This window comes from Alteromonas algae (assembly GCF_049117195.1).
Classification (GTDB): Bacteria; Pseudomonadota; Gammaproteobacteria; order Enterobacterales; family Alteromonadaceae; genus Alteromonas.
In genome coordinates this window covers 2,974,356-2,997,072 of record NZ_CP185260.1, presented here as the reverse complement: position 1 = coordinate 2,997,072, position 22,717 = coordinate 2,974,356, and the positions used below count along the sequence as shown (strand labels likewise).

Below are 22,717 nucleotides of genomic sequence, written 5' to 3'. Positions count from 1 at the left end.
ACAGGGTACTAATCGTAAAGTGTTTCAATCCAACTGGTGAAAATAACACACGCTGATACGCTGTCTACTTTCTCTTTTGTTAGCTTTTTATACCCACCAAGTTCGAAAAGCATGGCTTTCGCGTCGGTCGTGGTAAGACGCTCATCACATACTTCCACAGCCACTTTAAATCGACCATGTAAACGGTTAGCAAACTTCTTGGCGCGCTGCGTCATTTCCTGCTCAGTACCATCCATGTTAAGAGGAAGTCCCACGACGACAACATCAGGTTGCCATTCCTCATAGAGCCTTTCGATTTTACTCCAGTCGGGAATGCCATCTCGGGCTTTTAATGCCGCAAGCGGTGATGCCGTGCCAGTGACTTCCTGACCCACTGCTACACCAATGCTCTTGGTGCCGAAATCAAACGACAGAACCGTACGCTGACCTACATCACGCATGACCGGCTCCTGGTGCAAGCTGCCACACATCCACACCAAGTTTATTCACCGCCGTCTGCCATTTTTTATGGATAGGGGTATTAAAGAGTATTTCTTCATCGGCCTCTACCGTTAACCACGAATTATCCTGCATTTCCTGTTCGAGTTGACCGGCGGTCCAACCCGCATAGCCAAGCGTGATAATGGCGTGCTCTGGGCCTTCGTCGTTGCCTATGGCGGTGAGGATATCCTTGGATGTCGTGACCATAATCCCTGGCGCTAGCGTTAAACTTGAACTCCAACCCTCTTGATAAGAGTGAAGGACAAATCCGCGCTCTTGGCTGACTGGGCCGCCTGCTAGAATGATATCGCCTGCTTTGTCGGCATTTACTTCTAGCGCTTCATCAGTTTGTTCTAACAACTGCTTTAGGTTCATGGTAGACGGCTGGTTAATCACTAAACCCATTGCACCGTCATCGTTGTGTTCGCATATATATGTTAGTGAACGCGAAAAATAGGGGTCATCCAACGATGGCATCGCAATCAGAAAATGATTTTGTAAACTCTTTAAATTCGTCATAGTGTCCTAAAGCCTATTTGCTTATCAATGTGGTTTACGTGTAGATAAGCGCTTTTCTATCGCATCGAAAAGTAGCCCCATTACATTAACGTCGAAATGTGACTCTATTTCTCTCACGCAAGTAGGGCTTGTAATATTTATTTCTGTAATTTTAGTACCAATAACATCAAGACCTACAAATAGTATGTTGTTGTCTTTAAGCATGGGCGCAATGGCTTGTGCTAATGCTCTATCGGTGTCTGAAATAGGTTGCGGGCGCCCGGTTCCCCCAGCTGCCAAGTTGCCGCGGGTTTCTCCCTTTGTTGGCAAACGTGCAAGGCAATAGGGCACGACCTCTCCATCTACGATAAGTACGCGCTTGTCACCGTCTTTAATTTCTGGAAGGTACTCTTGAACCATCATATAGCGCGTACCTAGCTGGGTAAGTGTTTCAATAATAACACCGAGGTTATTGCCGTCTGGCTTGACGCGAAAAATCGATGCACCGCCCATACCGTCTAAAGGCTTACAAATGATGTCTTGATGCTTGGCATGAAATGCTCTTATCAATGCCTGATTATTAGCCACCAACGTACTTGGGATATGTTCAGGAAAGTATGAAGTGAAAAGCTTTTCATTAAAGTCACGCAATGCCTGTGGATTATTTACCACTAATGCACCCTCGTCTTGTGCCAGTGATAACATTTGAGTGGCATATAAGAATTCGCTGTCAAAGGGCGGATCTTTTCGCATCAATAGTACATCAATATCGCCTAATGCGACGGTCTGCTCACTCTCAACAGAATAAAAGTCTTCCGCTTGATCGCGCACACTTAACGTTTTTGCTAACCCCATCGGCTTGCCGTTCTCAAGGTACAAGTCGGCTAACGTAAAATACAAGATAGTCGCCCCACGACGCTGGGCCTCTAACATCATCGCAAAACTTGTATCTTTATGCGGCTTTATGTCGGCAATGGGGTCCATAATAACGCCAAGTGTATATTGCATAGATATTCTCACTTAATAAGCGTGCGCGAAACGCGCTCAAGGTGCGACGCTAAAATGTAGCGTCGCCGTTGGTAATATTGAATAGTGTTGGGGCATCCCGACATTCTTCAAGTTTATAAAGTCGTTTTTAGTGGTAACGCTAGAAGTCACCATGCTGCGCTTGCAAAATAGTAATACTGGCAATGGCAGCCGTTTCTGTTCGCAGTATACGAGGGCCTAGACTGACAGAGGTATAGCCACTTTCGTTAGCTTGGTGAATTTCAGATTCAGATAGCCCACCTTCTGGGCCAATCAATAACCTAAACCCTTGTGTATTGTAGGGCTGCTTAACTAATGGTTGCTGTGCACCGGGTGCAAGCACCAGCCTACTGCTGCTCGTTGACTCTGATAACCATTGATTAAGCGCAATCGGCATATTGAGCGTTGGCAATATGCTTCTGCCTGTCTGCTCGCACGCCCCAATAATAATTTTTTGCCACTGAAGCCGTTTTTTTTCCCAACGTGCTGCATCTAACTTTACCGCACAACGCTCTGTGATCACTGGTGTAATCTCAGTGACACCAAGTTCTACGCTCTTTTGCAGCACGGTGTCCATTCTATCGCCTTTTGAAACACCTTGACCTAGATGCAAGGTAAGCGGTGACTCTTTGGAAATAGACAGGCATGCATCAGCTTCTACGACGACTTTTTTTCGTTGTATGCTGATAATCTGAGCGCTGTATTCGTTTCCGTCTCCATTAAAAAGAACGATAGGATGATTAGCTTTAAGACGCAATACGGTGGCGATGTGATGCCCGGCATCGTCGGTAAGCAAAAACTCCTCATCAAGCGTGATAGGGTGGGGATAGTAAACTCGAGGTATACGCATGTAATGTGTCTAGCTAAACAGTAATGGGCGTATGATAAGGTGCTAGCTGTGCCTGACGCAATGCTGTATTGCTAAGAATGTCAGGTTTCTTAAAAAAGCGGACGGCGATCCGCTTTTTTTGAGTGGCGTTAACGTTATGCTGGCGTACCGTCGTCGGTGGCGCTAATTGAACGTTGCTGATAATTGAAATTGTGCTGGTTTATGCTGTAGGGCGAGGTATGCGTGTGTGCTCGACGAGCAAACTTGGTGTGTCTGCCTTTATCTTTCTTGAGGGAATAAATAAAGAGAACGAAAACAACGGCGAACAGCATTGATAGTAGCAACATGTGTTAATCCTTTTTAAACAAAACTTGCTAGTGTAGTAAAAGACTGCATCAGACTCTTTGCAGATAAGCGCGGCGATCCTTCACCCCTTTTTAGCATTTCAAGAGTCATCATTTTTAGTTTACCGCTAGCATGAGTAAATTGCATTAACTATTCGTGTGTAATAAGCAATTTACTGGTTCTAAAAAATCGGTATCAGGGTTGCAAGAATTTGTGACGACATCATGTGAATTTTATTACTGTTATGCGTCACTGATTTACCGTAAATCAAAAGGGATTAGATGCAAGATATTATGCGTTCGAGTGAGTACTTATACTTATGAATAATTTTTTGTCTCAACGTTCGTTAATCGTTGCTACTGCAACAGAAACACTGATAAGGTAAAACGCTACCCCCCACACATTTATTTATAAAAAGGATCTCATTATGGAAGAAAACCTAACGCTAATGTCTGCGAGCGACATCGAGCGATATATTAACGAATATGCAATCCCTTGGGGCATAAACATCGCAATGGCTGTCGCAATTTATGTGATTGGTCGATTGGTTGTGGGTCTGTTGTTATCTGTTTTCCGTCGCGTAATGGCAAAGTCGAAATATGACGCCATGCTCGTTGACTTCCTTGAGTCAATTATAAGTGCGCTATTAATGTTGTTTGTCATTGTTGCGTCGCTTGACCAGCTTGGGGTTGACACGACGTCGCTAGTGGCAATTTTAGGTGCGGCCGGTTTAGCTATTGGTTTGTCATTACAAGATTCATTGAAGAATTTTGCCGCTGGCGTAATGTTGCTAGTTTTCAAACCGTTTAAGTCAGGCGATTTCGTTGAGGCTGCAGGCACATCAGGTACTGTTAAGAAAATTGGTATATTCACCAGCACGATGACAACGCCAGACAACAAAGAAATTATCGTGCCGAATGGTGCTATTTACGCAGGAAACATTACTAACTATTCTGCGAAAGAAACGCGTCGTGTAGATATGGTTGTTGGTATTGGCTATGACGCTGACTTGAAAAAAGCAAAAACAATCTTACGTGAAATGCTTGAAGCCGATGAGCGTGTTTTAGCCGACCCTGCGCCTACTGTAGCAGTAGCTGAACTTGCTGATAGCAGCGTTAACTTTGTTGTGCGCCCATGGGTAAAAGCAGCAGATTTCTGGGGCGTTAAGTTTGATTTCACCGAAGCCGTAAAACTTCGCTTTGACGAAGAGGGGATCTCTATTCCATTCCCACAAATGGATGTGCATCTTCACAAAGAAGAAAGCGAGTAATTATCGTTTTCTTATGCGGAAAAATAAAAACGCCACTTATGTGGCGTTTTTTAATGCAATATTATTTGCAGTTCGGGCGGTTACCTGTTGCCTGATAGTCTGCGTAAGCTGGCTGCATGTTAGCGGTTAAATCTTGGATACGAGTCTGAGGAGCAGGGTGCGTAGATAAGAACTCCATTTGACGCTGTCCGCCGCTTGCGGCATCCATGTTTTGCCATAAATTAACAGACTGACGTGGATCAAACCCCGACTTAGCCATCAATTGTAATCCAATTAAATCAGCTTCTGACTCGTGTGTGCGGCTAAAGGGAAGTTGAACACCCACTTGAACCCCAAGCCCTATGGCCGCCATTATTGGCGCCGACTGAGGCACTTCATTCGCTGCGAGCACTTGCCCGACCGCTTGGGTGCCTACATTGATAAGCGTTGATTGAGACATACGCTCATTACCGTGTTCGGCAATAACGTGTCCGACTTCATGACCAATAACCGCCGCGAGTTGGTGCTGATTTTCAGCGACCTTAAGAAGGCCGGTATACACGCCAATTTTGCCACCAGGTAAGGCAAACGCATTCACCTGTTCATCATCAAATACAACCACTTCCCACGTACCACTAAATACGCTGTTGGGCACTTGCGCCGTGATGGCGTTCGCCACACATTCTACATAGTTGTTTTGAACAGATTTGCTTGAAATTTTCAGCTCTTCTTTCATGCCTGCAAAGGCTTGTCCGCCCATTTCTGAAAGTTGTCCCTCTGAATACAGAAGCACTTGGTTTCTTCCGGTAGGCGACGTTGCGCAAGCGGTAAGTGATAGCGCAACGGCTGCTGCAATCGCTCCCTTGATGTACTTTTTCATATCCTATCCTTTCCGCAAGCCTTCAATAAAGACCGATGCGTTTTGAAAATATTGCAATGGGTATTATTACCAGATTGACTAATAAATGAAAACAAACATTACCATGAGGTTTCACGTGTTAACTACATGATTGATATATCGTAACGCACAATAGAGATCACGATAAAACTGATGATAAGGGTTTTTAGCGCTAAGAAGAATAAAAAAACAGGAATAGGCATTCCTTATTTTCGTGTTGCATACACCAGTGCGAAGAGCGTAACAACAGTGAAACAAAAACGGTATAACGTTAAAGGTGGTATGAATAGCGCGAAGGGTTGACTGTTCACTAATTGATTAAAAGGCTGAGTAACGTTTCCCTATGAAAAAACTGAAACGCTATCAATACGAACGGTATGCCATTCTCTGTCAGTTAGCGTATCCGGACGCAGAAGCTCATTACCGTAAAATTTTAACACCATTTTATGAACGTCACCTGGTAGACAGGTTTGGTAGAATGAGTGTGAGAATATTGTGGGTGGATAATAAAAAGGAAGTTATCGTAGTATTTAGGGGGTCGCTAGGTGTTAGGGACTGGCTAGCCAATTTAGTATTTCTGCCTACAAAGATTTGCCAGATTAATCAACGTTTCTATGTGCATTGGGGCTTCAGCCGATTACTCGAACAACCAATGTATTCAAGTACGAAGACGATTGATGAGGCATTGCCACTGCAAACGCTACTTGAAAAGGTATTAGCACCGCTGCGACAACAGGGGAAGCGGTTTACGTTTATCGGGCACTCTTCCGGCGGCGCCGTAGCCGTGTTGATGGCTAATTATTTTGAACGCAAACATGCCAATTCGGTAAAGCGCGTCGTCACCTTCGGACAGCCAGCAGTGGGCAGTCGTTCTTGGTACAAAAACTATTTGCTGCACCACAAAACATACCGTATTTGTTGCGATTTAGACATTGTCACATTTATGCCTCCAGTGCCTTTTTACTTTTGGCATGTTGGTAAAATGCTATGGCTTCATGACGATCAAATTTATGAAAATACACCCACACATGAACGTTTGTTTAAATCGTTGCGTAGTTGGCTTCTGCGCCCAATAACCTATCATTACATGAGGAAGTATATTAGAAATAAGTCGTTATTCGATGAGCATTGATGATTACGGATACGGCTTAGTTTACTTGTATTTATAATAGGTATGAGAAAGAAAAAACCGACATTGCGTCGGTTTTTTCCAAGCATTAATAAACGTTATTACGCGAAGGCCACTATAGCGTGTCCATGTCGTATGCCCCCTGTTTTGATAATGCTTCATTGACCGGTTTCACGCGCTCTTGAAACAGAACTTCAAGCTGGACTTTGTACTGCTGCCATCTTGCCTCAAGATCTTCTAGCCGTTTCAACGCCCCTGCTTGCGCAGGTGCGCCAGTTCTATCGAAGTTATCCATAAGAAAACGTACTTGTCTGTCGAGCATGTTGGGCCAATTTATGTCGTCTTCAAATGTTTGGTGTTTAGGTTGAATGACCAACGATTCCCAGTCATCAATAGCACTGATGATACGGTCAATAGACGCTGATACTTCACTGGCTAGCACGACATTTGACTCAGATACACCTTTCAATGTATCTCGGACGTTTCTGGCTTTTTGCAAGTGTTCGAACAGTTCGTTAAGTAAGGTTTCACTGGCCTTAATACTTTGCTCCACAACATGCAGCTGTGCAGCGTCGGCTTCTTCTCTTGGGTCGGGTAATACTTTGAATACCCTGGTTTGTGATGTGTCACCTACTGTAATGGTGGCCTTATAATCGCCAGGCATTACTCTGGCACCATTCCACCCTCCGAACAGTGTTACGTTTTCAATGCAGTGTAACGGCGAACGACGTAAATCCCACACAAACTCGTTATAACCAGCCTTTGTTGGAGGATGTTTAAACGTTAACGGGCTTCGCACATCTTCATTGCCTTTTGCACATGCTTCAAAGGCATTGCCCGTTGACGATAGCGTGCGCACTCGTTTGTCATTGGCGTCGAAGATATCGATACGCAGCGTGTCACTTTCTTCAAGCGTGTCTTTCAAGTAATAACGAAAGGTCGCTCCGCGGGCGGGGTTTTTCGCTTCGGGTTGTCCACTCATATTGCCACCTGACAATAAACGTACGCCATCGACGGGACGGTATTGAAATAACGCTTCATTGTGTAGTGACGCGCTCACTTCTCGTAAAGGTGTAATGTCATCCAGTATCCAAAACCCACGCCCTTGGGTAGCCACAACCAGATCATCGCCTTTCACTTGCATGTCGGTGATGGCGACGGGAGGCAAATTAAGCGACAGCGCTTGCCAGTTTTTACCGTCATCAAAACTAATGAACATGCCGCTTTCAGTGCCGGCAAAAAGTATGCCCTCATGCGTTTTATCCTCGCGTATCACTCTTACAAAAGCGTCTTCTGGCAGCCCTTTGTCTATGCGGGTCCAACGTTTTCCGTAATTATTGGTTTTGTAGATATACGGGCGGTAATCATTAAGTTTATAACCGGTCACGGCCACATAAGCTCTGCCTTCGGCATGAACACTTAGTTCAATCGCATTGACTTGCGCTTCCTTCTTATGAGGGGTGATGTCTTTCCAATTCCCTCCTTCATCTCGGGTTAAATGCAATTTACCATCGTCAGCGCCCACCCAAAGCTCGCCTGCGTTTACCGGCGACTCTGCGATATAGAAAACGGTATTATAATATTCGGCACCGGCTTGCTCATTGGTAATGGGGCCACCGTTTAAGCCTTGTTTTTCCGGGTCATTACGTGTCAAATCGGGGCTGATTTCCTGCCAGTTAACCCCTCTATCCGTGGTTTTTAATATCATCTGCGTACCGTAATATACGGTTTTCGGGTCGTGCTGAGATACCAATACAGGGGCATTCCAGTTAGTGCGATATTTTTGGTCACGTGCATTGCGTCCAAACACATATTCAGGGTAGGGCATGATAGGGCGAACAAGACCGGTATCTTTGTTGAACTCAGTTAATGTGCCATTGATTGTCGTGGCGTAAATAAGCGTTGGGTTATTAGCGTCAAAGGCGATATGTGCACTCTCACCTCCACCTACTGCGAACTGTTCTGCGATACCAATACCGCCATCCCATGTTGAAGACGGAGTTGCCATAGTGGTGTTGTCTTGTTGGCCGCCGTAAACGTTGTAGGGTTCAAGATTATCGGTTATTACACGGTAAAATTGTGCGGTAGGCTGGTTGTAAATACTTGACCACGATTTTCCACCATCGAAGGTAACGGTCGCACCACCGTCGTTGGCGTTAATCATATTTAGGCTGTTTTCAGGGTTAATCCACATATCATGCGTGTCACCGTGCGGTAGGGGTTTTATGTCGAACGTTTTGCCGCCATCGATAGACCTGTGAAGTTGTACGTTCATCACGTAAAGTTTATTTTCATCGTTCGGGTCGACTTTAATATTGTTGTAATACCATGCTCTGGCTTTAAGGATGTTGTCGTCGTTCGTTAGTTGCCAAGACGCGCCTGCATCGTCACTGCGGTATACGCCACCTTTGTCAGACTCAATAATAGCGTAAACGCGCTTGGGGTTGGTGGCAGAAATATCTATACCTACTTTCCCAATAAGCGTTGGTAATCCTTTTTCAAGTTTTTCCCATGTTTCACCACTGTCTGTTGACTTGTAAATACCGCCGCCGTCACCGCCGGATTTTACAAACCATGGCGTTCTTCCGTGATGCCACATGCCGGCATAAAGCACCCTAGGATTAGTGGGGTCGATAACTAAGTCTGCAGCGCCAGTGTCGGCATTAACCTTAAGGACATGCGTCCAACTCTTGCCGCCATCAACGGTTTTAAACACACCTCGCGCTTCATTGGGAGCCCAAATATTTCCTTGCACCGCTACCCATGCAACATCAGGGTTTGTCGGGTGAATGCGAATTTTCGGAATTTGCCCTCGGTTATCTAAACCCATCAGTGTCCACGTCTCACCGGCATCTGTAGATTTATACACGCCTTTACCATGGCTGGTGGTAACACCCCTAATAGGGCCTTCCCCCGTTCCGACGTAAATAACATTGTTATCAGACGGCGCGATAGCAATGGCCCCTATGCTGCCTACTGAAAAGTCTTTGTCGGATAGAGGGTTCCACGACAAACCGGCGTTCTCAGTTTTCCATACTCCTCCGCCAGCGGCTCCCATATAATATACGTTAGGGTTATCATTAACACCGGCAACCGCGACCGAGCGACCACCACGAAAAGGTCCAATATTGCGATATTCCATTTTTTCAAAAAGCGTAGGGTTAACGGTATCTTTAAGGGCAAATGCTGGAAAGGAGAGACTAACCAGTGCGCTTATTGACATCATTAAAGCTGTTAATGTGTGCCATAACTTCATTATTGAAAGCCTTACTATGTTAAGTTGTCAGGAAGAGTCGATATGTGCCAGCAATATAGTGCAACGTAATTAGCTATGCGGTAAAGCCTTAAATGTTTAATTGCTGAGCGAATAATGATGTATTGCTCTAATGATAAAAATGAATCTCGTAATGACAAGCTAAATGCCGCCGCTGCGTTTTACTGCCTTTATGATAAGACTGAATTTTAATATCTTTATATCCTCACAATAGCGGTAATGGGCTTTATACCCATAAGCGCTTTGCAAATTAATATTTGTGTCATACACTGGCTCTAATTTATACAAAGAAGTAGAAATACGTTATTGCGTTGGGCATAGCTAATATAAGCGGTATTAACATGGCATCTTATGGCTTTAGTGTTATACGCCTCTTTCCACAGCCACGCCTTGCAGGTATACGTGTAGTTGAAAAATGATAACGACAAAAAGGAAATCGAATGGCCACGCACAGTAAATTCAAGTATGGCATTTTAGCACTCTTCGTTTCAGCAGCACTTTCTGGCTGCGGACTAGATGGAGATGATGGTGCACAAGGTGAAACTGGTGCTCAGGGACCTCAAGGCGAAACAGGCGCGCCTGGCGAGAATGGCGCAGACGGTTCAGATGCGTCGCTTGGTGTTACGCTTAACGTTGTGGCTCGCGCATTTTTAGGTAATCAAACTGCCGCTGAAATCGTTCAGTATCACAGTGATACGCAAACTATTTACGCGACAAATACCACAACGAATACTATTGCGGTTATTCCAACAGCCTCATCAATTCCTACTGCGGAAATGGCTGATCCAATCAACACCACTAACTTAACACTCTCTACGGTTTCGTTGCCTGCGGACATCAATGGTACCGCACTGGGTAGCGTGACCAGTATCGCTATTAGCGGTGACTTGATGGCAGTTGCTGTGCCAGCCGCCGTTAAAACTGATAATGGCTTCGTGCTGTTTTACAGTGGCCTTGATAGTTCAGCCCCAAGTTTCCTAGATTCTGTGGAAGTGGGTGCATTGCCAGATATGGTTACGTTTACGCCTGACGGTGGTAAAGCGTTAGTGGCAAACGAAGGTGAACCATCAGATGATTATACTGTTGACCCTGTAGGTTCGGTTTCCGTTATTAACATTCTTGCCAGTGGCGAGCCTGAAGAGTCTGCGACGACAGTAGGTTTTGGTGGCTTAACGGCAACAATGGCAGACCTAATGGCAGAAGGAATGATGTTTCCTAACCCAAGCGGTCGTACTATCAAAGGTACTGCGATTGCAACCACGCTAGCGCAAGATTTAGAGCCAGAATATATTACTGCAACCAATGACGTGGCATATATTTCACTTCAAGAAAACAATGGCTTAGCCGTGTTAGACCTTGAAGAACTAACCATCGATGTTATCGGGTTAGGTACGAAGAGCTGGTCAGGATTGAATATCGATATTCAAGAAGATAGCAGTGTTAGCTTCGGTCAATACGAAGGGCTGTATGGTGTATATCAGCCTGATACCATTGCAAACTTCACGTGGAAAGACGCAACGTTTCTTATTTCAGCAAACGAAGGTGATGCGCGTGAATATTTCTTCGATTCTGTTGATGAAGCGACATGCCTAAGTGAGGGTGGTTTATCATTTGACGCCGACGACGGTTGCTTAGCGTACACCGACGAAGTAAAAGTTTCAGATTTAACCGCAGAAGCAAATTCTGAACTTGCCATGTTGCAAGCAAACGGTGAAGCTGACGACCTTCGCGTTACCTCAGCAATGGGCGACAGTGATGGCGATGGTGAGTATGACGCAGCGTATGCTTACGGCGCACGTTCTTTCACCATCTGGGATCAAAACGGTATTATCGTATTTGATTCGGGTGATGACCTAGAGCGCATTACCGCATCGGTTCACGGTGCACAGTTTAACAATGGTGACGATGAAAATGCAGGCGACTCTCGCTCGGAAAACAAAGGTCCTGAGCCAGAAGCCTTAACCGTAGGCACTATTGGTGACAGAACGTTTGCGTTTATTGGCACAGAGCGTATGGGGGGCATCTTCGTTTATGATGTAACCAACCCTTACGACGTGAAGTTCGTAGACTACGTGATTAATCGTAACCTTACCGAAGGGTTAGCGGCTAACGACATTATTGGCGACCTTGCACCAGAAAGTTTGGTATTTGTTAGCGCAGAAGACAGCCCTAGTGGTGTGCCACTTCTTGTTGTTGGCAACGAAGTGAGCGGCACGGTAACCGTGTGGCAAGTTCAACCGAACTAATCACGAAGAGATTGTTGTAAGAAGCGGCGTTTATACGCCGCTTTTTTTATATCTATTTCACGGGTAAAGATGTCGTACCACATTGAATTCAGCGCGTCAGTGATTACATATGCTAACGATTGAGTTAAGCTACCTGTAAGAATTGGCGAGATAGTCCTCACTTGTTTGGTGTGCCTTTGTCCTTAATAGCGCACCCATCACATTTTTTGCTTTGCCTGGCAAAAAGGGTGAGAGCCAAGTAAGGCGTATTGCGCCTACAGCTACGCGTTTATGCTAGAGGTATCTCTACCGTATCGCTGCTGCCGTTATGCATTAATAAGAAGAGAGAAAATATGTCTCAGCAGATCGTTATTAGCGGAGTGGGTGTTTGGCATCCTCAAGACAGTATTAGTAACCACGAATTGGTTGATAGCTACAATGCCTATGTTGATGCGTTCAACGACGCTAATAAAGATAAAATTGAGTCCGGTGAGGTAGTTGCTAAACCGTACTCAAGCGCAGAATTTATTGAAAAAGCGTCGGGTATAAAAAGTCGTTATATTTATCAAAAAGAGGGCGCGCTTGATATTACGCGTATGCGACCCAAAATTACGCCGCGTAGTGATGATGAGTTGTCGCATCAAGCCGAAATCGCCGTCGAGGCCGCCAAGCTTGCTATGCAAAAAGCGAATAAAACCGCCAGCGATATAGATGCCGTTATTGTGTCATGCGCTTATACACAACGAGCGTATCCTGCTATCGCGATTGAGGTTCAAGAAGCGCTTAATATTGAAGGTTTCGGTTTTGATATGCTGGTGGCGTGTTCGGCAGCCACCTTTGGTATGCATCGCGCCTATGAAATGCTAGCTGCAGGCAATGCATCGTGTGTTTTGGTGATAAACCCAGAGTTAGTGTCTCCGCAAATTAATTATACCGACCGTGACAGCCATTTTATTTTTGGCGATGTGGCAACGGCAAGCATTTTAGAGCATGCTGATACCGCGACGGGCGAACATGTCTATGACATATTAAGCACGAAAGCAGTGACCAAGTATTCAAGTAATATTCGCTCTAATTTTGGTTATATGACGCGTGCAGAAGACGTAGACCCCTATGGTCCAGACAAGTTGTTTCATCAAGCTGGACGTAAAGTATTTAAAGAAGTATGCCCGATGGCCGCTGCGCACATTGAAGCACACCTGCAACGACATGAGTTGGTGCCAGAAAGTGTGTCGCGCTGGTGGTTGCACCAAGCGAACATCAATATGAACACACTTATTTGCAAGCGTCTGTTAGGGCGAGAAGCCAATCAAAAAGAGGCGCCCATTGTACTCGATGAGTATGCCAATACCGCGTCTGCAGGCTCGGTGATTGCATTTGGCCTATACCATGAAGACTTAGAGACGGGCGATGTGGGTGTGTTGTGTTCTTTTGGCGCTGGATACTCAATAGGCTCTTTGATTGTCAAAAAACGCTAATACCGTGACAATATATCAATAAAAATAACAATAAGAGATAGAAAAGGATGGTTTCAGATATTGGTTATGGTCTTAATGGCCTAGCTCACCTTGCATTGCTCCTACTGTTGCTCACCGTTCGTAAGCCAGGGGTCGCTAAACACCTCTTAGTGCTCGCGACGGTTACGACAGTTGGCTGGTCGGCAAGCATGATGAGCACCTTTTTTGGGATCATCGATTTACAATGGCTTCTCAATGCCGATTTGGTTAAGCAGTTTGTTTGGCTGCTTTTTCTCTCGAGTTGCATACAACAAAATTTCACGAGTTTCTCTGAGGTCATCAGAAGGCCTGCCACCCTGTTTATTTTGTTGCCAGCGGTGTTGGGGTTTGCTGCGCCTAATCTAGTGTATGTAGACCCAACATGGTCATTCCTGCTCCTTATTTTACTCTCACTTGAGGTGCTGGTGCTGCTTGAAGTGGTTTATCGGCAAGCAGGCTCTGAGCAGTGGGCCTTCAAGCCTCTTATCATTTATTTAGGGGCCACCAACCTGTTTGAGTTTGTCACTTATGCTAACGCGACAATGGTCAACCAAGTCGAAGTGGGGTATATCGCTGCCCGTGGATACATTTACTTTTTACTGATCCCGTTTTTAGTGATTGCGATACGCCGTATACGCCATTGGGGTATCGATATCTTTATTTCACGAGACATTGTACTGCACAGCTCTCTCTTACTTGTTGCAGGTGCATACCTCTTTATTATGGCCGTGATCGGCTATGCCATAAACTACTTAGGGGGTAACTGGGGCCCAACCGTTCAGATTATTTTAGTGGTGATGTCATTTGCACTATTAGCCACTGTATTTCTTTCTAATGCGTTTAGAACAAAGTGTAAGGTATTTATTACCAAGCACTTTTTTGCAAATCAATTCGATTATAGGGTTGAATGGATAAAGCTAACTAAGCTATTAACTCGCAGTATTAACACATCAAAAAGTGTTTACGAAAGCGCACTGACTGGCGTGTTAAATGCGGTGCAGTACGATACGGGCAAACTTTATAAGGTCAATAATGGTGAGTTTGAATTGATGGCCGAAGTGGCACCGCTAGAGCGCATCGATAATGAGACTGACTTGCTCAATACGCTAGCCGCGTATAGTGGTACGAATAGTTGGGTGATAGACGCCGATGAATATGAAGTGAAGCCGTTTAATTACGAAGGGCTACAGCTTGATAGGCGCCAGCTAAAAGCGTGGGGATACCAATTGTTTATCCCATTTTTTAAAGACGACGCATTGTGGGGTTTTGTGTTACTCGCTGCGGGTGATAAAGAAAAAGTCAGTTTAAATTGGGAAGTAAGGGATTACTTAAATGCGGTTACCGAACAGGTTGGCACGTTTATGCTGCATCACGAAGCGTCTCAAGTCGTTGCCGAGAATGCACAGTTCGCGGCCTTTAATCGGATGTCTGCGTTTGTTTTGCATGACTTAAAAAATGTGATGGCGCAGGTCGACCTTATCCTCGCTAACGCCGAACAACACAAGCATAACCCTGAATTTATTGACGATACGTTTGAAACGCTTACCTATACCAAAGCGCGTATGGATAAAATGCTTAAGCAGCTAACCGAAAAAAACGTGTCTGAACAAAGTAAGCAATCTAATATTCAATTGTCAGACATCGTCAATGATGTCGTGTATTCCCGATGCGCGGCGCTTAAGCCGACACCCACTGTTGCCGTTAATGACGAGGTGCCTCTTGTTATTGATAAAGACAAGGTGGCTAACGTGTTGTACCACCTAATTAGTAATGCCCAGCAGGCGACCTTAGACACCGGCAGTGTTGAAATAGTGATAACGGTAGACCGGCATACTCAGCATCTCGTTTTGTTTATCGAGGATACCGGTGAGGGGATGAGTGCAGACTTTATTGAAAATCGCTTGTTCAAACCTTTTGATACGACAAAAGGTAATGCAGGAATGGGGATTGGTGCGTATGATGCTAAATCGTACATGGAATCAATAGGTGGAAAACTGAAGGTGCAGAGCGTACCTAATGAAGGCAGCTGCTTTACCTTATATTTTCCCTTATCATAATAATAAAAATACATACCTCACTGGAGTTTGCTCCTAGATGGACGTTGTAAAAATAGGATAATAGTGATGACCGATACCGTACTGGTAGTAGATGATGATTTAGGTATCCAAAAACAGCTTAAATGGAGCCTTACCGATTTTAACGTTGTATTTGCAGATGATTATACATCGGCCATTGCTCAGCTACGTCGCTTCGAACCCAAGGTTGTTACATTAGATTTAGGGCTACCTCCTGACCCGGCCAATGCCTCTGAGGGGTTACGGATCCTTCACGACATTATTGCGCTTGCCCCACGTACGAAAGTGATTGTAGTTACCGGCAACAACGACAAAGAAAATGCACTGAAAGCCATTGATTTTGGTGCATACGACTTTTATCAAAAACCTATCGATTCCGATACCATTAAGCTGTTGGTAAACCGTGCTTTCAATCTTGCTCAACTTGAGCATGAGAACAGTATTCTAGCTCGCACCAGAACGGGAATGAGCCGTATTGTTGGTAACAGCGAAGCTATTCAAGTTGTTGTTAAAAAAGCGGAAAAAATCGCCAGTACGGACATCAGTACCTTGCTGCTAGGGGAAAGTGGTACGGGTAAAGAAGTGTTTGCTCGCAGCATTCACGAGCATAGCCCTCGAAAAGATAAACCTTTTGTGGCGATAAACTGTGCGTCGATTCCAGAAAACTTGCTTGAAAGTGAGCTTTTTGGTTATGAAAAAGGCGCGTTTACCGGGGCGAATAAAACCACACTAGGCAAAATAGAAACGGCACAAGGCGGAACGCTATTTCTTGATGAAATTGGCGATATGCCCATTGGTTTACAGGCCAAAATGTTACGTTTTTTACAAGAGCGGGTTATTGAGCGGGTTGGTGGAAGAAACGAAATCCCCGTCGATATTCGTGTTATTTGCGCCACCCATCGTGATTTAACGCTGATGGTTGCTGAAGAACGGTTTCGTGAAGATCTCTTTTACCGCGTAGGAGAGATACCTATTCTTATCCCACCTCTGCGTGACCGAGATCAAGATATTATCTTGTTGGCTCGCACGTCCTTAAACATCTACCGCGAAGAATTTAATGCAAAGGCAAAAAGTTTCTCTGAGTCAACCATAAACGCAATGCTTGCGCATAAATGGCCGGGTAACATCCGCGAAATGCAAAATAAGCTGAAATCTGCGGTCATCATGGCAGAAGGAACAGTGATTCAGCCAGACGATATGGGGCTAATGCCAGTTGCGGGTGACTCGGACCCTGAAACGCTAAATTTACGTGAAGTACGAGAAATTGCCGAGAGTAAAGCAATACGTAGGGCGTTTCAGCACGCTGACAGAAATATGTCTAAAACCGCTGAACTATTGGGCGTAACCAGGCCAACGCTTTACTCGTTAATTGATAAATATCATTTAGAAGATTTAAAAAGTAGCGATTAAGGCTTACTCACTACAGTGCATGATGGCACGACAAGCGGTCCATTTTCGCGTCGTGCCCATAATAGAATACGTTCAACATTACCTGCGCGGTGTGCGTTTCGATAAACAGTGGTGCTGCGCAATCATTGCAAAAATATTGGGTTTGGTTTTCTTGTATAGCGATTCGTCCAAGCATAGACGGCGCGCAGTCTATTGTTAGCGCGTCTTTAGAAGTTACATGTGTTAATGATCGGCTGTCACCGTAAAGTAAAGCGCCAGTGTCGTTGATCATGTCATTATCGCTATCTATTTCAATGTGAATCGCTCCACATTGGCATATATGCCTATACATGTTGTTCTTCCTCATCGTCGTTCGGCCATGTGATGGCAGCGATGTTATTAAAAGAGGTGGCGAGCGTGACGTCACCAAAGCCAAACTTTTTCCCTAACGGTGTGCTTGTTTCATCAGGCTTTTTATCGCTAGTTTCAATTAGCCCCACCCAGCCATTGCGTCCAGAGAGTTTCGCCGCATACAAGCAGTAATCGACGACCGAAAAGGTGGCTTCCCAGCGCTGCTCGAAATATTTTTCATTTGAAGGGGGAAGAAGAGAGAACCCAATACTGCAAGACACCGTTAACAACGTGTCGTTGCCAATATCAAAAGGGGTTTGTGACACAATTTGACGACAACGCTCCGCGATTTCAGGCAACTCATATCGTGTTGCGCCTCTGCAGACCACCAAAAATTCTTCACCGCCCCAGCGAATGATGAGGTCAGTATGACGAAATACCTGCTGGAGTCGTTGCGCAAATGCTTTTAACACGGTATCGCCTGCTGCATGCCCGTGGTTATCATTTATTTTTTTAAAATGGTCGATATCGATGAGTAAGCACAATAGATCGCTGTTTTGCGCAAATGTCTCTTTTCCATTTTGACTTCGTTTTATCTCTGCAGGCAATTGAGACTCTAAATAATGCCTGTTATAGAGGCCGGTTAGGGCATCTCGTAAACTGAATTCTTCTAGCGTTTTATAAGCTTGTTCTAGCTCGCTATTTTTCATTTCTAATGTGGTAGTTTGTTCGCGTACTTCTCGGCGCAGCGCAACCGTCTGTTGACGTTGCTTAAATCTACTCCAAATTAGAAAAAGGGTAAGTAAGCCTGCAAGTAACGTACTCCAAAAAAGCGTGGTACGAAGGTTTTTTTGTTCTGCCATGGCCAATGCGAGATCAGACGACTTTTCTAGTTTTTGTAGTTCGCTTGCTTGGCGGGTTAAGGCAATTTCGGCTTGTAGTACGCTAATCGCTTCCTGATTACGTGAGTCGCGCAGTAGCTCTTTTAGCTGCTGGATAACCGACTGAATATCGAGCGCCATTTTAAATTTACCCAGCGATACATAAGCACTCAACTGTAAATTCAAAAACGCAATTTGTTCAGCAACATTGTGTTGCTTTCGGGCACTTATGGTACCCGCTTTAGCGTAAATCAGTGCATCATCAAATCGCTGTGCATTTATCAATGAACGGCTTAATGCGAGTCGCGTATGGTTGCTTAAGCGTGCCTGTTGCGTATCTTCAGCATAATCTAACACACGCGAAAGCGTCTCTAGGCCTTCATCAACCCGATCATTGCGGCAAAGGGCTTCTCCCAGCCATGCCTGCGTTTCCAACGCGTCGGGCGAATACCAAACAGAGCCATTAAGTACTTGTGCGTCAATCAGCAGTTCCAACGCTTTTTCATTGTTGTTGCTGTTAAGTTCGATTACCGCAAGTTGCGTGAGTAACGCACCTTTTATCAGGTCGTCTTCTTGGTTATTAAGTAAAAGTAGCGCGTCATTAAACAGCGTTCGTGCTTTAGTAGTTTGCTTTCGTTGGACAAATACTTTACCAATATGAAGCAGTGATTCAGCGGTTTTAGCATGGTTATTCTGGTCTTTGAAATCTTGCAATGCAGTATTGAAAGCGCGTAGGGCCTGCTCGAGTTTATTATTGTCGCTATGCAGTTTCCCAAGCTCTAGGTGCAATGACGCTTCTAAGGGACTTTCGTCGAGAATATGCGCAATAGACAGTGCACGCTGCAAATGTTGGAGCGCATCTGGATATTGAGACAGGTGTCGATTGCTAACCGCAAGACGGTAAAGCGTTTTTGCAGCGGCCAACAAGTTTCCGCTCTCGCTAAATATTGGTGATGCAACGTTAAACGCATCTTTTGCGAGAGAGAAGCGCGACGCGCGCATCAGCAGGTTACCAAGCGCTACCATGTCATTTGGGTCGACTTGAGCGTCAAGATGTGCGTATTCAATCATACGCAGCGCCTCGTTTTCAGCACGCTCGAATGCGTCGCTAGCGATAAAGTGCTCAACCGATGCGACAGACGCGTGAGTACTATCTTCATGGCCCGCATACACAGCGTGGTGAACAGTCCCCGCCCAAAGTATAGCAAGGACACAGAAACGGAACATATTGCGTAGAGATACCAAGACAGCATTTCCTTCGTCGTCTATTAACTGCTCATCAAATGCAGTAGAACGTACTCAATGGCGAGCAACCCACACTTTCTTGCGCTGAAGTATACGCGGTAATGTGAATGAGTAGGGTATTGAATTATAGACTAAAGTATAAATTTGGGGCGCGATGGGGTTAACCCATGCGCCTCCTGTTATGAGGTTGTATTGCTGGTTGCTTTTGCGTTGTCGTTTATCCATTGCCGGATTAGCGCTGAGCGCGATTGCCCCGACGCGTTTGACAGCGCAGTAAGCGACTCAACGCACTCGTGGCTAAGCGTAAACGTTGCGCGTTTCATCAATTTTTTTTGTGCTTGCCGTGGCGGTTCACTGGGCACACTGGTTGTAAGGTGTTGTTGTGAGGCCTTTATCCGCGTAGCCCCCGCTGCATAATTTATGGCGTCGTTTATAAATGCCTCAACGGTTTTCTTACTGGGTTTAGTTGACGGCTTCGACTTTTTGAGGCTGAGTAAACTCATGCGCGTCCTCCTGTTTTGTCGCCAACAATTCTTCAAAAATAACTCTGATTTCTCTTGCTGCTTTGCCTTCAGGTTCACTTTCAATAACCGATTGCCCGGATTCTTCAGAATCATCATACATATTGCGGCTAAACGTTACGGCATTGAGGACGGGTATGCCGAATGAACGGCACACTTCTTTTGCCTCTAAAATTCGACTGGCAAGGCTGGGTAGAGAAGGACATTGTGTAATTACAAATGCCGCGTTCATCTTAGGGTTTACCATTTTGCACGTAGATAAAATGTCTTCCATGTGAGGAACCGTTTTTAAATCGCGACGTTTTGGACGTAAAGGAATAAGAATATGATCAGCCACTGCCATTGATGAACGCAACGCAAGGTTATCTTGCCCACCACAATCGATAACCACGTAATCGTAGTATTGCTTAAGGCTTAGCAGCTCGTTGCGAATTTTACCGTATAACTGCACACAGTTTATTTCTGGCAGCCTTGGGTTCGCTTTTCTTTCTTGGATCCAGTCTGATGTAGTTCGCTGAGGATCGCAGTCGACCATCAGTACTGACGCCCCTTTTTCGGTGCGTAAATAAACGGCAATATTTTGCGCTAGGCAGCTTTTTCCGCTACCCCCTTTTTCACCACCAACAAGAATAACCATGGCGTCAACTCCCACACAGTACAACGAATAAAGAAAAAATTAGAACGAGTCACTGCTTACATGAAGACAGCATTCATTGCGTACAAGCATAGTGCGAGCGAACTGGTTATTCGGCATAGTTATCGATATTTACGAATGGTCAATAATACGTATCGCAGCTTTGTTTCAGCATCTCTGTCAATTGGTAGTGAACTTCACTATGCTGTACAGACGTATTACTCATGTTCAAAAACTTATTATGGAGTCGTGATGTCAGACAGTCGTTTTGTTAATAAAGAAGGTCAAAAAGTTCCTTGTGTGTCTTTCCCTGTTCGGGAAGGTGAAGCGTGGGTGACAAAAACATGTGACGAGATTTTTGAAGGGCGAACCGTGGTAGTGTTTTCACTTCCAGGTGCATTTACGCCGACTTGTTCATCAACCCACTTGCCAAGATACAATGCGCTTGCGAAAAAGTTTAAACAGCATGGTGTCGACGAAATTGTGTGCGTATCGGTAAACGATACCTTTGTTATGAATGCATGGGCCGCCGACCAAGAAGCGGAAAATATTACGGTGATTCCCGATGGAAACGGCGAATTTACCGATGGGATGGGCATGTTAGTTGATAAGGCCGACTTAGGGTTTGGAAAGCGAAGCTGGCGTTATTCGATGTTGGTAAAAGACGGCGTGGTAGATAAGATGTTTATTGAGCCCGACGTACCAGGCGACCCATTTGAAGTGTCTGATGCAGATACGATGCTTGGTTACATTGCACCTGAAGCACAAACGCAAGCCCCGGTCTCGATTATTTCAAAACCTGGTTGCCCTTACTGCGCAAAAGCGAAAGCCCTATTAACGGAGAAAGGCTACGACTTTGAAGAAATAGTATTAGGCAAAGATGCGTCTCTTACTAGCTTAACGGCAATAAGTGGGCGCGAAACCGTTCCTCAAGTTTTTATTGGCGGTAAGCACATTGGTGGGTCGGACGATTTAGAAGCGTACTTCGGCTAAATGACGCGCTTGTAAAAAGAATACGTTAAAAAAAAGGTCATGTTATCATGGCCTTTTTTATTATCTGCGGCTTACCTATCCACACTGGATTATTGACGTTATGGAGAAATCAGTGCAACCAACTTCTTTTTTACGAATGGTCACGTTGTTATTAAGTGTTATTACGTCGTGTCACGTTGCGGCGATGTCGTCCGATCCTGCATTACAAGAATTTGCTAGTTTATATAAGCAGGAATGGGGAAGTACGCAGCGCTGTAAAGAAACCTCTCTCAACCGTTTCTCGGTATGCAGTAATGTGCTACGAAATGAAGGTAATGCGCCGTTTGCACTTTATCAAGATAGCAATGCCAAGGGCACAGTGGTGTTGGTTCACGGCCTTAGTGATTCACCGTTCTTCATGCGAGAAATAGCAAAAATACTGTTTGATGAAGGGTATACGGTTTTGGTACCGCTATTACCAGGGCACGGGCTTCGCGATGCAGAAGACGATATGTCTGATTGGGATTTAGCCGAGCGCTGGCAGCGTCATGTCAGTGACGTAATAGATATAGCACAACGAATGGATGATACCCTATTGGTTGGCGGTTTTTCTACAGGTGGCGCGCTGACAGTGTCGCATTACCTTAATGACAACACTGATATCGACGGAATTATGCTGTTCTCAGGTGCACTCGCGTTGTCTGATAATGCAGAAAGCATGTCTCGAATTTGGGGTATTAAAGTGCTGGCAAAGATAATAGACGGTAGCTATGTGACACATGGTCCTAACCCGTTCAAGTACCCTAACGTAGCAGGGTTCGCAGGGCTAGAGTTAATGGATGTGATCAACGATATAAGAGACGGATTTGAAGCGGGTAAAACGCTGTCCGTTCCGGTTTTTTCGGCGCATTCTCAAGCTGATGCGACAACACCTATTTCTGGGGTAGAGACACTCATGTCGCATAGTAACGGCCCGAATACCTTTTTTGTTATTGATGAGTCTTATGGGCTTTGCCATGCTGACTTAGTGGTGAATACCCGCTTACTGCGCGAGATGAAATTTAACGAAAAAATGGTCAATGAACGAGAAGAATGTGCAGTGCCAAAAGCAAATCCATTGTTTGATAATATGGCGTTAATGCTAAAAAGTTACCTTAGTCAATTTTGATAACTTTACTCTTTTACCGACCATGGTTATTA

The 22,717-nt window shown here is 45.0% G+C and carries 19 protein-coding genes; 8 read left to right on the top strand and 11 right to left on the bottom strand.

Translation table 11 applies throughout. The features are described 5' to 3' along the window. Nucleotides 1-8: 8 nt before the first annotated feature. The 5 genes from ruvX to ACOJRU_RS13395 form a co-directional block, all read right to left on the bottom strand. Nucleotides 9-440: a Holliday junction resolvase RuvX gene (gene ruvX, locus ACOJRU_RS13415; protein ID WP_421132244.1), complete on the bottom strand. Its 432-nt coding sequence runs from the start codon at nt 438-440 to the stop codon at nt 9-11. Beyond that, a complete protein-coding gene (locus ACOJRU_RS13410; protein ID WP_421132243.1) occupies nt 433-999 on the bottom strand; it encodes a YqgE/AlgH family protein in 567 nt (188 codons plus the stop codon). Before ACOJRU_RS13410 ends, ruvX begins: the two co-directional genes overlap by 8 nt. A 24-nt stretch (nt 1,000-1,023) precedes the next feature. Further along, nucleotides 1,024-1,986 (bottom strand): glutathione synthase, encoded by a 963-nt coding sequence (gene gshB / locus ACOJRU_RS13405; protein WP_421132242.1) that lies wholly within the window; start codon nt 1,984-1,986, stop codon nt 1,024-1,026. 139 nt (nt 1,987-2,125) lie between these two features. After that, nucleotides 2,126-2,854, bottom strand: coding sequence for a 16S rRNA (uracil(1498)-N(3))-methyltransferase (locus ACOJRU_RS13400; RefSeq protein WP_421132241.1), 729 nt, complete (start codon nt 2,852-2,854; stop codon nt 2,126-2,128). A 134-nt stretch (nt 2,855-2,988) separates the two neighbouring features. Beyond that, nucleotides 2,989-3,180: a hypothetical protein gene (locus tag ACOJRU_RS13395; RefSeq protein WP_421132240.1), complete on the bottom strand. Its 192-nt coding sequence runs from the start codon at nt 3,178-3,180 to the stop codon at nt 2,989-2,991. A 425-nt stretch (nt 3,181-3,605) separates the two neighbouring features. Between ACOJRU_RS13395 and ACOJRU_RS13390 the strand changes: the two genes are divergently transcribed. After that, the gene (locus ACOJRU_RS13390; RefSeq protein ID WP_421132239.1) at nt 3,606-4,448 is read left to right on the top strand and encodes a mechanosensitive ion channel family protein; all 843 of its coding nucleotides are present in this window, start codon (nt 3,606-3,608) and stop codon (nt 4,446-4,448) included. Between the two features lie 61 nt (nt 4,449-4,509). On the opposite strand, the gene ACOJRU_RS13385 is transcribed toward ACOJRU_RS13390, so the two are convergent. Then, on the bottom strand, nt 4,510-5,307 hold the full coding sequence (locus tag ACOJRU_RS13385) for a M48 family metallopeptidase (RefSeq protein ID WP_421132238.1): 798 nt from the start codon (nt 5,305-5,307) through the stop codon (nt 4,510-4,512). 361 nt (nt 5,308-5,668) lie between these two features. Here ACOJRU_RS13385 and ACOJRU_RS13380 point away from each other — a divergent pair, with 361 nt between their 5' ends. After that, the gene (locus ACOJRU_RS13380; RefSeq protein WP_421132237.1) at nt 5,669-6,457 is read left to right on the top strand and encodes a lipase family protein; all 789 of its coding nucleotides are present in this window, start codon (nt 5,669-5,671) and stop codon (nt 6,455-6,457) included. A gap of 112 nt (nt 6,458-6,569) precedes the next feature. On the opposite strand, the gene ACOJRU_RS13375 is transcribed toward ACOJRU_RS13380, so the two are convergent. Next, nucleotides 6,570-9,710 carry a WD40/YVTN/BNR-like repeat-containing protein gene (locus ACOJRU_RS13375; protein WP_421132236.1) on the bottom strand — a complete coding sequence of 1,047 codons (3,141 nt, stop codon included), beginning with the start codon at nt 9,708-9,710 and terminating at the stop codon, nt 6,570-6,572. A gap of 458 nt (nt 9,711-10,168) precedes the next feature. Here ACOJRU_RS13375 and ACOJRU_RS13370 point away from each other — a divergent pair, with 458 nt between their 5' ends. The 4 genes from ACOJRU_RS13370 to prsR all read left to right on the top strand — a co-directional run bounded on the left by ACOJRU_RS13370 (nt 10,169) and on the right by prsR (nt 16,934). Next, complete coding sequence (locus ACOJRU_RS13370) at nt 10,169-11,974, top strand: choice-of-anchor I family protein (protein WP_421132235.1); 1,806 nt, start codon at nt 10,169-10,171, stop codon at nt 11,972-11,974. Nucleotides 11,975-12,306: 332 nt separating this feature from the next. After that, nucleotides 12,307-13,431, top strand: a complete 1,125-nt coding sequence (locus tag ACOJRU_RS13365) for a beta-ketoacyl-ACP synthase III (RefSeq protein WP_421132234.1) — start codon at nt 12,307-12,309, stop codon at nt 13,429-13,431. A 47-nt stretch (nt 13,432-13,478) separates the two neighbouring features. Continuing rightward, nucleotides 13,479-15,506, top strand: a complete 2,028-nt coding sequence (gene prsK / locus ACOJRU_RS13360; protein ID WP_421132233.1) for an XrtA/PEP-CTERM system histidine kinase PrsK — start codon at nt 13,479-13,481, stop codon at nt 15,504-15,506. 66 nt (nt 15,507-15,572) lie between these two features. Further along, nucleotides 15,573-16,934 carry a PEP-CTERM-box response regulator transcription factor gene (gene prsR / locus ACOJRU_RS13355; protein WP_421132232.1) on the top strand — a complete coding sequence of 454 codons (1,362 nt, stop codon included), beginning with the start codon at nt 15,573-15,575 and terminating at the stop codon, nt 16,932-16,934. A gap of 10 nt (nt 16,935-16,944) precedes the next feature. Here prsR and ACOJRU_RS13350 read toward each other — a convergent pair whose 3' ends face one another. The 4 genes from ACOJRU_RS13350 to ACOJRU_RS13335 all read right to left on the bottom strand — a co-directional run bounded on the left by ACOJRU_RS13350 (nt 16,945) and on the right by ACOJRU_RS13335 (nt 20,548). Continuing rightward, complete coding sequence (locus ACOJRU_RS13350; protein ID WP_421132231.1) at nt 16,945-17,265, bottom strand: hypothetical protein; 321 nt, start codon at nt 17,263-17,265, stop codon at nt 16,945-16,947. Beyond that, complete coding sequence (locus tag ACOJRU_RS13345; protein ID WP_421132230.1) at nt 17,258-19,390, bottom strand: diguanylate cyclase; 2,133 nt, start codon at nt 19,388-19,390, stop codon at nt 17,258-17,260. Before ACOJRU_RS13345 ends, ACOJRU_RS13350 begins: the two co-directional genes overlap by 8 nt. Before the next feature lie 179 nt (nt 19,391-19,569). Continuing rightward, complete coding sequence (locus ACOJRU_RS13340; protein WP_421132229.1) at nt 19,570-19,893, bottom strand: ribbon-helix-helix domain-containing protein; 324 nt, start codon at nt 19,891-19,893, stop codon at nt 19,570-19,572. Beyond that, nucleotides 19,853-20,548, bottom strand: a complete 696-nt coding sequence (locus tag ACOJRU_RS13335; RefSeq protein WP_421132228.1) for an AAA family ATPase — start codon at nt 20,546-20,548, stop codon at nt 19,853-19,855. Before ACOJRU_RS13335 ends, ACOJRU_RS13340 begins: the two co-directional genes overlap by 41 nt. A gap of 249 nt (nt 20,549-20,797) precedes the next feature. On the opposite strand from ACOJRU_RS13335, the gene ACOJRU_RS13330 reads away from it, so the two are divergent. Together ACOJRU_RS13330 and ACOJRU_RS13325 are read left to right on the top strand one after the other, a co-directional pair. After that, on the top strand, nt 20,798-21,538 hold the full coding sequence (locus tag ACOJRU_RS13330; protein ID WP_421132227.1) for a glutathione peroxidase: 741 nt from the start codon (nt 20,798-20,800) through the stop codon (nt 21,536-21,538). Between the two features lie 112 nt (nt 21,539-21,650). Next, nucleotides 21,651-22,685, top strand: coding sequence for an alpha/beta hydrolase (locus tag ACOJRU_RS13325; protein WP_421132226.1), 1,035 nt, complete (start codon nt 21,651-21,653; stop codon nt 22,683-22,685). The last annotated feature ends 32 nt before the right edge of the window (nt 22,686-22,717 follow it).

Coding starts and splice junctions, on each gene's coding strand:
- ruvX (WP_421132244.1), bottom strand. CDS start 440: ATGCGTGATGTAGGTCAGCGTACGGTTCTGTCGTTTGATTTCGGCACC.
- ACOJRU_RS13410 (WP_421132243.1), bottom strand. CDS start 999: ATGACGAATTTAAAGAGTTTACAAAATCATTTTCTGATTGCGATGCCA.
- gshB (WP_421132242.1), bottom strand. CDS start 1,986: ATGCAATATACACTTGGCGTTATTATGGACCCCATTGCCGACATAAAG.
- ACOJRU_RS13400 (WP_421132241.1), bottom strand. CDS start 2,854: ATGCGTATACCTCGAGTTTACTATCCCCACCCTATCACGCTTGATGAG.
- ACOJRU_RS13395 (WP_421132240.1), bottom strand. CDS start 3,180: ATGTTGCTACTATCAATGCTGTTCGCCGTTGTTTTCGTTCTCTTTATT.
- ACOJRU_RS13390 (WP_421132239.1), top strand. CDS start 3,606: ATGGAAGAAAACCTAACGCTAATGTCTGCGAGCGACATCGAGCGATAT.
- ACOJRU_RS13385 (WP_421132238.1), bottom strand. CDS start 5,307: ATGAAAAAGTACATCAAGGGAGCGATTGCAGCAGCCGTTGCGCTATCA.
- ACOJRU_RS13380 (WP_421132237.1), top strand. CDS start 5,669: ATGAAAAAACTGAAACGCTATCAATACGAACGGTATGCCATTCTCTGT.
- ACOJRU_RS13375 (WP_421132236.1), bottom strand. CDS start 9,710: ATGAAGTTATGGCACACATTAACAGCTTTAATGATGTCAATAAGCGCA.
- ACOJRU_RS13370 (WP_421132235.1), top strand. CDS start 10,169: ATGGCCACGCACAGTAAATTCAAGTATGGCATTTTAGCACTCTTCGTT.
- ACOJRU_RS13365 (WP_421132234.1), top strand. CDS start 12,307: ATGTCTCAGCAGATCGTTATTAGCGGAGTGGGTGTTTGGCATCCTCAA.
- prsK (WP_421132233.1), top strand. CDS start 13,479: ATGGTTTCAGATATTGGTTATGGTCTTAATGGCCTAGCTCACCTTGCA.
- prsR (WP_421132232.1), top strand. CDS start 15,573: ATGACCGATACCGTACTGGTAGTAGATGATGATTTAGGTATCCAAAAA.
- ACOJRU_RS13350 (WP_421132231.1), bottom strand. CDS start 17,265: ATGTATAGGCATATATGCCAATGTGGAGCGATTCACATTGAAATAGAT.
- ACOJRU_RS13340 (WP_421132229.1), bottom strand. CDS start 19,893: ATGAGTTTACTCAGCCTCAAAAAGTCGAAGCCGTCAACTAAACCCAGT.
- ACOJRU_RS13335 (WP_421132228.1), bottom strand. CDS start 20,548: ATGGTTATTCTTGTTGGTGGTGAAAAAGGGGGTAGCGGAAAAAGCTGC.
- ACOJRU_RS13330 (WP_421132227.1), top strand. CDS start 20,798: ATGTCAGACAGTCGTTTTGTTAATAAAGAAGGTCAAAAAGTTCCTTGT.